General features: G+C 61.0%; 11 protein-coding genes and 1 pseudogene. 3 read left to right on the top strand and 9 right to left on the bottom strand.

The features are described from left to right. Positions 1-21: 21 nt before the first annotated feature. The 7 genes and pseudogenes from dmpG to NCT32_RS30005 all read right to left on the bottom strand — a co-directional run bounded on the left by dmpG (position 22) and on the right by NCT32_RS30005 (position 6878). Complete coding sequence (gene dmpG / locus NCT32_RS30035) at positions 22-1053, bottom strand: 4-hydroxy-2-oxovalerate aldolase (protein WP_061119790.1); 1032 nt, start codon at positions 1051-1053, stop codon at positions 22-24. Next, entirely contained in the window at positions 1050-2042 is a 993-nt protein-coding gene (locus NCT32_RS30030; RefSeq protein WP_061119789.1) for an acetaldehyde dehydrogenase (acetylating), read from the bottom strand. The genes dmpG and NCT32_RS30030 overlap by 4 nt, the downstream gene beginning before the upstream one ends. A 48-nt stretch (positions 2043-2090) precedes the next feature. After that, a complete protein-coding gene (locus NCT32_RS30025; RefSeq protein WP_250490934.1) occupies positions 2091-2876 on the bottom strand; it encodes a fumarylacetoacetate hydrolase family protein in 786 nt (261 codons plus the stop codon). Positions 2877-2901: 25 nt separating this feature from the next. Continuing rightward, the gene (locus tag NCT32_RS30020) at positions 2902-3597 is read right to left on the bottom strand and encodes a class II aldolase/adducin family protein (protein WP_061119787.1); all 696 of its coding nucleotides are present in this window, start codon (positions 3595-3597) and stop codon (positions 2902-2904) included. Continuing rightward, positions 3594-4484, bottom strand: coding sequence for a VOC family protein (locus NCT32_RS30015; RefSeq protein ID WP_250478186.1), 891 nt, complete (start codon positions 4482-4484; stop codon positions 3594-3596). Before NCT32_RS30015 ends, NCT32_RS30020 begins: the two co-directional genes overlap by 4 nt. A gap of 44 nt (positions 4485-4528) precedes the next feature. Further along, on the bottom strand, positions 4529-5365 hold the full coding sequence (locus NCT32_RS30010; RefSeq protein WP_061119786.1) for an alpha/beta fold hydrolase: 837 nt from the start codon (positions 5363-5365) through the stop codon (positions 4529-4531). A 567-nt stretch (positions 5366-5932) separates the two neighbouring features. Continuing rightward, a pseudogene (locus NCT32_RS30005) lies at positions 5933-6878 on the bottom strand (LysR family transcriptional regulator). Positions 6879-6978: 100 nt separating this feature from the next. Here NCT32_RS30005 and NCT32_RS30000 point away from each other — a divergent pair. The 3 genes from NCT32_RS30000 (at position 6979) to NCT32_RS29990 (ending at position 10472) form a co-directional block, all read left to right on the top strand. After that, positions 6979-8400, top strand: coding sequence for an aldehyde dehydrogenase family protein (locus tag NCT32_RS30000; protein ID WP_250490933.1), 1422 nt, complete (start codon positions 6979-6981; stop codon positions 8398-8400). Between the two features lie 414 nt (positions 8401-8814). Further along, on the top strand, positions 8815-9783 hold the full coding sequence (locus NCT32_RS29995; protein WP_250490932.1) for an AraC family transcriptional regulator: 969 nt from the start codon (positions 8815-8817) through the stop codon (positions 9781-9783). A 197-nt stretch (positions 9784-9980) separates the two neighbouring features. Then, the gene (locus tag NCT32_RS29990) at positions 9981-10472 is read left to right on the top strand and encodes a DUF3331 domain-containing protein (RefSeq protein WP_311768201.1); all 492 of its coding nucleotides are present in this window, start codon (positions 9981-9983) and stop codon (positions 10470-10472) included. 323 nt (positions 10473-10795) lie between these two features. Here the strand turns inward: NCT32_RS29990 and NCT32_RS29985 are convergent, their stop codons facing one another. Beyond that, on the bottom strand, positions 10796-11554 hold the full coding sequence (locus tag NCT32_RS29985) for an NAD(P)H-dependent oxidoreductase (RefSeq protein WP_250490930.1): 759 nt from the start codon (positions 11552-11554) through the stop codon (positions 10796-10798). An 88-nt stretch (positions 11555-11642) separates the two neighbouring features. Then, positions 11643-12500, bottom strand: a complete 858-nt coding sequence (locus tag NCT32_RS29980; RefSeq protein ID WP_086961325.1) for a VOC family protein — start codon at positions 12498-12500, stop codon at positions 11643-11645. Positions 12501-12513 lie beyond the last annotated feature (13 nt).

Genomic DNA, 12513 nt, shown 5'->3' with positions numbered 1-12513 from the left:
CGGCTGATTCTTCAATCGGCGTTAATGTGTGCTCGCGTCGACGGCGGACTTCGACAGCAGATCGAGCGCTGCATCGACGATCATGTCCTCCTGACCACCGACCATGCGGCGCCGGCCCAACTCGACGAGAATGTCCACCGTCTTGAGGCCGTAGTGTTGCGCCGCGCGTTCCGCGTGCCGCAGGAAGCTCGAATAGACGCCTGCGTAACCGAGCGCTAGGGTCTCTCGATCCACGCGCACCGGCCGCTCCTGCAAAGGCCGCACGATGTCGTCGGCGGCATCCATCAGTTGATACAGGTCACAGTCATGCAGCCAGCCCAGCCGGTTCGCCGCTGCGATGAAGACTTCGAGCGGCGCGTTGCCCGCGCCAGCACCCATCCCCGCGAGACTGGCATCGACCCGGTTGCATCCCTCCTCGACGGCCACGATCGAGTTCGCGACACCGAGGCTCAGGTTGTGATGCGCGTGGATGCCGGTTTCGGTATTGGCGTGCAGCGCGTCCTTGAGCGCGCGAACGCGATCGCGCGTGTCGTTCATCGTCAGTGCGCCGCCAGAATCCACGACGTAGACGCAGGTTGCCCCGTAGCCTTCCATCAGGCGCGCCTGCTCCGCGAGTACCTGCGGCGACGCCATGTGGCTCATCATCAGAAAACCGACCGTATCCATGCCGAGGTTGCGCGCCGCCTCGATATGCTGTTTCGACACGTCCGCCTCCGTGCAATGCGTGGCGACGCGCACCACGCGCGCACCCGCATCGTAGGCCTCGCGTAAATCATGCACAGTGCCGATCCCTGGAAGCAGCAGGGTCGCCACACGCGCATGTTGGACGACTTCGGCGACAGCGGCGATCCATTCGGCATCGGTGTGCGCGCCGAAGCCATAGTTGAAGGACGAGCCTTGCAGGCCGTCGCCGTGAGCCACCTCAATCGAATCGACGCGTGCTTCGTCGAGCGCGCGCGCGATGCGCCGCACCTGATCCAGGCTGTAGCGATGTCTAATCGCGTGCGCGCCGTCGCGCAATGTGACATCCGAGATATAGAGCTTCTGCTTCATTGGATCCCCGCGAAGGTGTCGTCGAACGCGCCTTGCCCCGAAGCGGTCTGCCGCGCCGCGATGGCCTCGGCCGCCGCGAGCGCCGCCGACGTCATAATGTCCAGATTGCCCGCGTAGGCGGGGAGATAGTGGGCCGCGCCTTCCACCTCCAGAAATACCGAGGTCTTGAGCCCGCTGCGCAGACCGAGCCCCGGCACTTCGACCGGACGGCTAGAAGGAATCCGCTCGAACTGCACGCGTTGCTTGAGCCGGTAGCCGGGCACGTACGCACGAACGGACTCGACCATGTCCACGATCGCCGTTTCGACGGCGCTTTCGTCAGCGTCTTCGGAAAGCGTGAAGACCGTATCGCGCATGAGCAAGGGTGGCTCGGCGGGGTTGAGCACGATGATCGCCTTGCCGCGTGCAGCGCCGCCCACCGTTTCCAGCGCACGCGACGTGGTTTCGGTGAACTCGTCGATGTTAGCGCGCGTTCCAGGTCCCGCCGAACGGCTCGAAATCGACGCGACAATCTCCGCGTAATGAACACGCGTGACGCTCGACACCGCTGCGACGACCGGAATGGTCGCCTGACCGCCGCACGTCACCATGTTGAGGTTGTGGACGTCGCGATGCATGTCCAGGTTCACCACGGGCACACAGTACGGTCCAATGGCGGCGGGCGTGAGATCAATCAAGCGGATGCCAGGTTTTGCAGCGCGCAGTAACGCGTCGTTGCGTACGTGCGCCGCCGCGGACGTGGCATCGAACACCATGTCGATATGGGCAAACTCCGGCATCGACAACAAGCCGTCCACGCCACTGTCGCAAGTTTGCAGGCCAAGCCGCCGTGCTCTCGCAAGGCCATCAGAAGCTGCATCGATTCCGACCATGATCGCGGCTTCCACATTTCGCCCATGACGCAATATCTTCACCAGCAGATCGGTACCGATGTTCCCGGAACCGATGATCGCCGCCTTGAGTGGCCTATTTGCCTCTTTCGAATCCATTGTCGTTTCCTCTGGTCCTGTTTGATTCGAACGCGTGATGAGCACGCGTCATGCGAAAGCGACGTCGGCGTGACCCAGACCGTCGAACTCGACACGCATGTGGTCTCCCGCGCGCGCCGGCACCATCGCCGAAAGCGCACCGGACAAGATGATCTCGCCCGCCCGCAACGGCATCCCGAACTCGCCGAGCTGATTGGCGAGCCAGACGACCGCATTGATCGGATGACCCAGCGCGGCAGAACCTTGGCCGGTGCCGACGGTTTCGCCGTTGCGCGAGAATCTCATCGTGATTCCCGCGAGGTCGAGAGCGCGCGGATCTGCCCGCCCCTCGCCGATCACGAAGGCACCCGACGAGGCGTTGTCGGCGACCGTGTCCTGAATGCGGATCTTCCAGTCGCGGATGCGCGAGTCGACGATCTCGAAGCAAGGCATGACCAACTCCGTTGCGTCGAGCACGTCCTGCGCGGTGAGCCCCGGCCCACTCAAATCCTTTGCCAGCAGAAACGCAATTTCCCCTTCGGCGCGCGGCGCAATGAACTGCGACAGCGGAATCGTCGCGCCGTTGGCGAACTGCATGCCCGAGGTGAGCTGTCCGAAATCCGGCTCCCGAACATCGAGCATGTTCATTATGGCTTCGCTCGTGATTCCGATCTTCTTGCCGACGATGCGCTCGCCTCGCTTCGCGAGTCGCGTGGCGATCATGCGGCGTTGAATCTCGTAGGCATCGGCGATGGTCATGCCAGGCTCGGTCATCGTGAGCGGCGCGATCGGCTCACAACCCTCAAGGGCATCGAACAGCGCGTGCGCAACCGTGCCGATCTGCATCGACTCCATGTCTTCTCCTGATCTTGATTGTCGGTTAGGGCTGCGAACTGTCGAGCTCGAGGTCACCGGCGCTGAGATAGTCCCACATTCGCTCGATGACGCGTCCCGCTGTCGTCGCACGTCGCGCCGCGTCTTCCGCACTCATCGCGGACGCGTTTTCAAGGCGCATTGCACGAACAGCGCATTCGACCCGCGCAGCATCTTCGAGGAACCAAGTAAAGGCAACCGCCTCTTCCAGGGTGGCGCCCACGACGACTGCACCATTGCCGCGCATAACGACTGCCCGCGCGTGGCCAAGGGTTTGGGCCACGCCTTCGGCCTGCGGCGTGGAGCGAACCAGCTGCACGTCGTCCCAAAGCGGCGCAGACGGCGCGAAATAGGTGCCCGGCCCATGACGCGGAACCGGCGTGATGCCGGCGGTCGAGAGACTCATAACTGAAGGAGGCATGCTGCGCGCGACGGCGCCCACGTCATCCCTTCTCGCATAGATTTGTTGATGGATCCGGACTTCGCCCAGCACGCCATCGGGCAATTCGCCGCGGATCGGCACGACCACGCCGGCCTCGCGTTGGATTAATCCCGGCGGCATCGGCGCGCACACCAGCAGATAGTCGTGATTCAGACGTAGACTGCAGTGCCCGTAGGCATGGACCAGTCCCGCGCGCCCTAATGCGCGTGCCGCCATTCGCACGGTCGCCTGCTGCGCAGGAGACGCTTCGATCGCGCTCATGAGCCGAACTCCAGCACTTCGGGCTTCGAACCCCACATGCAGAAGGAACTTGGCTCGAACGGGAACTGTCGCGGAAGATGCGTGAGATGCTCTTCCTCGCTGAACACGCGAACGCCGCTCGAATACTCGTAGACCATGCCGTCGGGTCCCTCGAAGTACAGGAACATCGCGCCGGAGGTCGGATGTCGCCCCGGCCCGAAGCGAATTCGAATGTTCTTCTCCTTCAGGATGTACCAGGCCCGCATGATGTCGTCGATGCTCTCCACCTGGTGATTAATGTGCTGCACGCCTGCGTGCGGCGATGGCAACAGCGCGACCTTGTGATGCACAGGATCGATGCGCAGCAGGGCTGCATCGCCGATTCGATCGCTCACGCGGGCGCCGAGTACCTCGGTCCAGAACTTCTCGTCGCGCTTCGCGTCCGTGGTGCACAGGCCGATATGGCTGAAACCGGTGATACCCGCGTCGCGCGTACCATAGTAGCGCTGTCCACGATGATGTGGCGACACCACCAGATCAATATGGTTGCCACTGGGATCCGCAAAGCTGATGAAGTCACGCACGCAACGCTGCTCCGCCTCGGCCGCGCTGCCGCGCGTGAACGCGATACGCGCGTCGTCGAGCACTTTAGCCGCATGATCGAGCGCTTCAGGTGTTGGTACCTCGAAACCACTGACCTGTCGAGCCGGATCCCCTTCCGAGAACACCAGTGTGTGGTCCCGGTCATCCGAGCGCAGATAGACGTTCTTCTCTCCACGCCGTGCAATCTGAAGACCCAAGACCTCGGTCGCGTAACGGGTCGCGCTTTCAAGATCGCGCGTGCCAAGACGCACGTATGACACATCCTTCAATTCGATCACGATGTCTCCTGTCGTCGGCTTGCTCATGTCCCGGCCGCGGTCGCGGCGCGGAGCCGGTAATTTATAAGGGGTCACGAATCTTTCGATTCGTTGAAGAGAAACTCGACGACAAGCCGGTTGAAGCGCTCCGCCTGCTCGATCTGGGTCCAGTGACCGCAGCGGCCGAACATGTGCAGTTGCGAGTTTTCAATGTGCTCGTGTAACGCGAGGGAAGTGGCGGGCGGGATGACCTGATCGTCGCGGCCATGCACGATAAGCGTTTCATGTGGAAGCGCCTGGATGTCCGCAACGGGCGTCGCCATCGCTTCGACCCAGCGCTGGCGAGGGGCCGGGAACATCTGGGCGAAGGCTTCGCTGCAGCCGGGGCGAATGCTCGCCTCGTATCGCATGCTGGCGAGCGCCGGGGTGAGGCGGGACTGATCGAACGCGAAATACTGCATGATGCGTTGCATATTTTCGAGCGAAGGCGTGTAGCCCCAGACGGCGTCGAGACCTTCGGTGATCGGAAACGAGACACCAACGCTTCCCATGAGTACGAGCCGTTCGACCCGATTTGGCCGGCGCGCGGCCATGGCGAGCGCCAGCGCGCCGCCGAACGAATTGCCGATGACGCTGACCGACACTATGTCGAGTGCATCGAGGAAACCGAATACATGGTCGATCCATCGATCGAGTCCGTAAATGCCGTCGTCGAACCGATCGGTGTAGCCGAAGCCGGCCATGTCAGGCGCAAGCACCCGGCCATACTGGGCGAGCGCCGGGATGGTGCCTCGCCAGTTGGCCCACGCGGTGACGCCGGGTCCGGAGCCATGGATCAGCAGAACCGGTTTGCCGGTTCCAATGTCATGATAATTCGTCCGGATTTCTCGCGCGAGGATGGACTGTCCGATTTCAGGGTTGTCGCTCACGTTCTCGTCTCCACTGGCTTAGTCTTTTATAGTGCTGTTGAGACGACTATATGGCGCTTCTCGGCGTTGATCAATCTTGAATGTATGATCAACATGCGGCGCTGGGAGTGCGATATCTTGATGGTGAAGGACGCGCACGGATGACTATTTACGGTGGGAATGGACACCACATGCTCGTGACGCGTGCGTTCCACGCGGTCGCGCCGCGATTGACGGCGAGTTCGGCGGGGGGTCACTCATCGGCTCCATCGTTTGCGAGGTACATAGTGCCGAACGCATATCGCCAGACGTTCCCAAGCGACTGCTCGCCGTGCCTGCGATCTACAGGTCGTCCTTTCTGTTCTGTAATTCGATCGGGACCTGCTGCGCTGCCGGGATCATCGGGATAACGGCCCACAACAACGCGTCGGCACGAGTACGCGACTACATGCTCCGATAAGCCTTGCGCGCCCGTCGCGCCGTCAACGGCGTCCCGACACGTGCCTTCACGACCGAGCTCGTCGACGACGACGCTTTCAAGCGACGATCGCACGCCTCACGCTCAAAACGCCGAAACTGATGGCGGCGTTAAGTCTTTGAATTGACCTTTCGACGCTTCTTTTTCGGCGCCGGGTGCTTTCGATTTGCGTCGGCATATTCGCGGATCATGTCCGTCAATGCGCGCAAGCCCGCCGGCACATGACGACGGCCGGGATAGTAGAGGCATAGTCCGTCGAGCGGCGGCGTCCAGTCTTCGAGCACGCGCACGAGGGCGCCTGCTTCGAGATCCGCGGCGACATTCCATTCGGTCAGGTAAGCGAGACCGATCCCCGCGCGCGCGGCGGTCAGCATCATGCCGTTCGTCGAGCGTCAGCGCGCCGTCGCCATCGATGCGTATGGATTCGCCATGCCGCTCGAATTCCCATTGATAGATCGACCCGCTCGGCATGCGGCTGCGAATGCAGCGATGCGTCGCGAGGTCGGCAGGCGTGCGTGGCGGCTTGTGCTGTTCGAAGTACGCGGGACTGCCGACGACGGCGAAGCGCTGGCGATCGCCGAACGGCACCGCGATCATGTCTTGCGGTACGGTTTCCAGCAGACGAATGCCCGCATCGAAACCTTCGACGACGACATCGATGAGCCGGCCTTCGGTGACGATATCGAGCTTCATGTCCGGATAGCGCTTCAAGAACGCGATGAAAAGCGGCATCGCCTGATGCGCCGCGCCCACCGATGTATTGATACGCAACGTACCCGATGGCGTGTCGCGAAAGCTGCCGGCCTGTTCGAGCGCGTCGCGAATCGTCGAAAGCGCGGGCGCGATGTTCTGCACGAATTGCGCGCCGGCCTCGGAAAGCGACACGCTTCGGGTCGTGCGATTGAAGAGCCGCACGCCGATGCGAGCCTCCAGCGCGGCGATCGCATGACTCAGCGCGGACGTCGATACGCTCAGTTCATTCGCCGCCGCGCGAAAGCTGCGATGCCGCGCGACGGAAAGAACCGCTTCGAGTTCGGTGAGCCCCGATGTTTTCATTATGCTAAATCGTTCAATAGGTCATGCCGGATTGTACGTCTAGTCGAATCAATGCAAACGCCTTATCTTTTGCTCAATACATCGACCGAGCGAATTCATCATGCATGACATCGACCAGATTTATATCGGCGGCGCGTTTGTCACGCCGCACGGCAACGAGCTTTTCGAACTCTTCAATCCCGCGACAGAAAAAGTTATCGGCCGCGTGCGCCTCGCAGACAAGGACGATGCGCGCAATGCAATTGCGGCGGCGAAGCGCGCATTTCCCGCATTCTCGCGGACGGACAAGCGCGAACGTATCGACATGCTGAAGCGCATGCACGCCGCCGTCATCGCGAAAGAGGATGAGCTTTTCGAGGCCATCGTCGAAGAATACGGCGCACCGGTTTCGCGCGGCCGCTGGATGGCGCGACACGCGAGCAACGTGCTGCTGGAAGCGGCGAAGGTGCTCGAAGACTATGCGTTCCTGCGTGACGCGGGTACGGCAAAAGTGGTGATGCAACCGCTCGGCGTTGCCGGGCTGATCACGCCGTGGAATAGCAACGCCGGCTTTATCTGCGGCAAGCTGGCGGCGGCGCTCGCGGCGGGTTGCACGGCGGTCATCAAACCGAGCGAAATGAGCGCGATGCAAACGCGCGTCGTCACCGAAGCGCTGCATGAGGCGGGACTTCCGGCAGGCGTGTTCAACATCGTCACGGGCCGAGGCGATATTGTGGGCGCGGAGATCAGCGCGCATCCCGATGTCGCGAAGCTGTCGTTCACGGGATCGACGGTCGTCGGCAAGACGATCCTGCGCACAGCCGCCGATACGCTCAAGCGCGTGACGCTCGAACTCGGCGGCAAGTCGCCGACGATCGTGCTCGACGATGCGAACTTCGACGAAGCCGTGCCGCTCGCGCTCGATGCTGGCTTCATGAACAGCGGTCAGGCATGCATCGCGGGCACGCGCGTTCTGGTGCCGCGTGCGCGGCTCGCGGAGTTCGAAGAGAAAATCGTGAGCGCCATCGAGAAGATTCTCTCGGGCGATCCGCGCGATCCGCATACGAGCATCGGCCCGATGGTGAGCCGCAAGCAATGGGAGCGCGTGCAGCGTTATATCCGTATTGGCATCGATGAGGGCGCGCGACTGATCGCGGGTGGCGAGGGGCGTCCGGATCACGTCGGCGCGGGCTGGTTCGTGCGTCCGACGCTCTTCAGCGACGTGACCAACGACATGACCATTGCGCGAGAGGAAATCTTCGGGCCTGTGCTGTCGATCATCGCGTACGGCGATATCGAAGATGCCATCGCGATCGCCAACGATACGCCTTATGGTTTGCAGGCGTACATCGCTTCATCGGACGCCGCGCGAGCGAACGCAGTGGCGTCGCGCATCGACGCGGGGCGCGTGCTCGTCAACACGCTCGCGCATGAACCTGCTGCGCCGTTCGGCGGATTCAAGCAATCGGGCATCGGCCGCGAATACGGCACGTTCGGCATCGAAGCGTTCCTCGAACCGAAGGCACTGCTGGGCGTCCGTTAAGCCCGCGATTCAAGCCCACCCACATCTCCGTGCGATTTCGCCGGGCTGCGGTGGCCGGCCTGTTAGCGCGATGCAGACGAATATGTGATCAGCGTCGAAATGTATGCACTCAATGCAGCATAGAATCAAATTGTTTGCATTATTCTGCGAACGCAAGTAATGTAAGTATCAACCGGACGTTGATCGCCGCCGGTCTTCGGCCGCGGCTTGTCTGGACGATGCGTTCGCTGCAATCATCGAGCGAGCCAGGCGGCGTTGATTCGCTGAAAGCTTGGCTCCTCGGACTTCGGGTGGCACTTCCAGTCCTGGCCATCGTCGCCGACTGACGTTGTGGTTCGCAGGGAATCAATCCGGCTCTCGCCGGAATAGTCCGCAAGTGCCGATTGAAACATTGCTTCAGCTACTACGCGCTCGATGGTGACTACGACTGATCCTGTGTTGGTTGACCGTGCTGCCGCTTATGATTTTCTTTCGCCACACTTCGAATTGCCCGTCCTGATCAAGGAGGTTTCGTGGAGATCCATCGCAGCGTCGATGGATCACCGCGGCGATCGAATAAACATTGCTTACTGGAAAGACGAGACGCACGTCGAACGTCGGTATTCCGCCCCGACTCAGAGCTCGCACTACATCATTGAAGTGCTGCTGCGGGCAACCACCATTACGTGTTCCAAAAACGGAAGAAACCTGCGTAATGGCCCCGTTGCGTTTGGCGCCACGCAAGTAACCGCGCCGGAGGATCAGCTAGAGGCAAGCTTCACCCGGAGTGCCGAAGCTATTCACGTGTTTGTGCCTCGGTCGGTGGTTGCTTCGGTGCATCTCCAGTTGCACGGAAAGGCGGCTGCGCCGGATTATCGGCTTGTGGATCCGGGTTTTGCGGCCGATACGATGATGGGCAAGCTCGCGTGCATGCTGCTTGAGACCGAGGCTCTCAGGAACCCGTACGCACACGCTTTTTCTAACAGTCTCGCGATGGCCATTCTCACCCGCGCGATGGAGAATGGGTCGCAGCTTGACGACAAGCCGAGGCAAGCGCTGCCTCCGTGGTGGCTCGAACGGACGATCGCGTATATGGAGAGCCGATTAGGCGAGCGGGTGACGCTCAGTGACATCGCTGACCTCGCCGGCCTCAGCCGAATGCATTTCGCGTCGCAGTTCAAGCGCTTGACAGGACTAAGCCCTCACACATACCTCACTGTCATGCGACTGGAAACCGCCAAGGGCCTGCTGGCGGAAAATCGTATGCCCATCGCTCAAATCGCGATATCTGTCGGCTTCAATTCGCAAGCACACTTCACGACCGTGTTTCGGAAAGTGACCGGCATGACGCCGCAACGATGGCGACTGAGCGCCGCTTCCGCTGCCCAAGTCGAAGCACCGTGACCAGCCGGTCGGTCCCCTCGACTGATGTTCGGTTTGCCCACGATGTGAGAACGACGCTTGTAGATGTCCGCGGCCGCTCTTCTTTTTTTGAAATTCATGCCCCACGCAGCGCGCGGGATTGAAAGACCGACAGCTTTTGTGTGTGAAAACATGCGAGGAGCGGCTCCTATCAAACGCTGACCAGTCGCCACAGAGGGATGTCAGGAATGAATGATCGAGAAAACGACTTTCTTGTCTGGCAGGACACGCTCGAGCGGTTAAGACGGCTTCCCGAATGCGCGGGATTGAACGTGGTGACACCGCGCTATAAGTCACGGACCATTCAAGCGACAAGGCGGTGGAAAGAGGCGGTCGCGCCAACGGCCGAGAGTCAGGCGAGGAATGACTGCGTTCGAATCCGCATCGCCGAGCTCAGCGCCCGAACGGCGACCCTGTCGTGGCATGACTCTACCGCTTGTCATTACGAGGATCAGAAATGGCGCAGAGGCAAAGCGCGGCGCGCCGGAATATGCTCTCTGTCGGGCCAGTCCGTCACGCGCGGCGCGGATGTCTTCCGCCCATCTCGGAGGGGCGTTGGAGGCCCGATCAACTCCGACGCGATGATCTTGGCGAGCGCCCTCGCCGACCACGTTGAAGCAGGCGCATACAATGTCTTCGATTGGGCCGCCGCACCACGTGCCGGTCGGTGACTGCAACAGACCACCATGGATTGCGCACTTGTTGCCCCGAGCTGGCACTTGGCCGCATGGCATCGCTGTATTTGCTTTAGCGTCGAATGACTCTGTAACAGTGAAGCCTGCCCTATCCGCCTTTCGTCGGCCGTCCGCCGTTCTGAACGTTCGGCTCACAGGACGGATTAACGACTTCCGTATCAAGGAAGCGATCGGAATTTTTCTGACCGTACGGACGCATCCGGGCAACCACCGCCAGTCTCGGCGAACTTGGACTCTGACAAGATACGGCCAAAAAGTCCAAGCCACTTCAACGTTACTAGGAGCCTACGCACACAAGATCAAAAAGCATGGCGCATGAACGGACTGAAGCTCGGCGCGTCGGGCTTCAGTTGACCCAGCGCATCCCAGTCTTGCCAGCCGTTGAACCGAAGCGGCGTCATATGGTCGATCTTCGCAATATGCGCCCGCAAATCCGCCTTGTAGCGCTCGAGACGCGGCGCATCGGCTGATATACCCGCGTAGCGTATAGACGCTGAGATCCCGAAGGTCGCAAAAAATGGCAGCACTGTGTACCCCATGTAGTGCAATGTGAAGTGCAGCGGCCAGAGAATAAGATCGAGGTCGCCGTTGCGTCCGTTGTGGCTGAAGGTCGACTCCGGGCCGCCCGCGGTCACGGATACCAGCGCGCGGTGTCCGACAAAGAAGCCCTCGTCGTAGCGTCGCCTGCTCGTGAAAAGCCCATACACGAATACGCGATCCAGCCATCCCTTAAGCATCGCTGGCATCGAGAACCACCAGATCGGAAACTGGAAGACGACGAGGTCCGCTTCCAGCAGCTTGGCGATTTCCGCGCGTATGTCCTCACTCATCAGTTGCTCGTCGAAGGCATGGCGCTGTTCTGTCTGTACATCGAAGACATCAGGCCGCGCGCGATGCTCGAAATGTGTGGGTCCTTCGGCCGGATCGAAGCCCATCGCGTACAGATCGGAAACCTGAACGTCGGCTCCTTGTTCGCGAAGCGCCGCGACGATAGTTTCCTTAAGTTGCCCGTTGAACGATTGTGCTTCCGGGTGGGCGAAAACGACTAGTGCTTTCATCTGTTCCCCTCGATATCAATTCTCTTATGACGCTAGGCTGTCGCCCCGACGCCGCCGCCGCGATTTGCCGGAACGTCTGCCGCGGTATTCAGCGCGCGGCGCGAAGAGGAAGCAGTTGCGATTCGATATCATCGTCCGCTTCGGGCGTCGTCAGGTGCGCGCCGTGCGTCAGATCGAGCGGCATTGTCGGCGGAGCATTCTGCCGGTCATGCGCTAGTGCAACTCGATACACTCTCGAGCCATAGGTCGACAGATCGCGTGCCAGCGCTTGCGCGATGTCCACCTTGCTGTGGGTTCTCGGCGATACAAGGAAAATCCGCGTCGTGCAGACCATCAAAGACGCGGCCTCGAGACCTACATCCTCCAGCCAGGGAAGATCAATGCGCTCAGCGGTCGACAGAAGCAAGCGTTCGTAACGTTGCACCGCCTTGTCGAGATTGAGCACCTGAACCGAAACGCTGCGAATTCCTAGCGTGCCATTCGAATGAACACGACAGTCTCCCTCAGGGACGCGAAGGTGTCTCGCAGTCACATCGGCGCAGAGGAATGGAAGCGCCTCGTCTGTCGGCCAGCCAAGTAGCCAGTGCATCTCCGCGCCGTCCGCCTGAACGCGCGAGCCTGCAGAAGCGTTCTTGTAGAAGTCGTAGCGCCTGTCCGACCGTTGCGTTTCGATCGAGAAATCCGCAGGGCAGAGCGCGAAGTCGATGACGCCTTCGCCTCGTCTCGTCAGACGTTCGTACCATTTCTCGCCGTTCGCGGGGTTGACCCATTCGATCAACTCGATATAAGCGCCGTCGTGAAAATAAATGAGCGCATTGCGCGTCGGCGCATGGGTGTGCCGTCCACCGGCAGAAACGTTGAAGCCCAGTCGCCGATAGTCCAACACAGCCGCCTCTAAGGAATGCACTGCCACGACGAGGTGGTCAAACCGGAATGGCGTCTTCATTTACCTAACGATC

Origin of the sequence: Caballeronia sp. INML2 (genome assembly GCF_023631365.1) — a bacterium.
Lineage (GTDB): Bacteria > Pseudomonadota > Gammaproteobacteria > Burkholderiales > Burkholderiaceae > Caballeronia > Caballeronia turbans.
The sequence above is the reverse complement of the archived record's forward strand: the minus strand, read 5'-3'. Positions and strand labels throughout refer to the sequence as shown.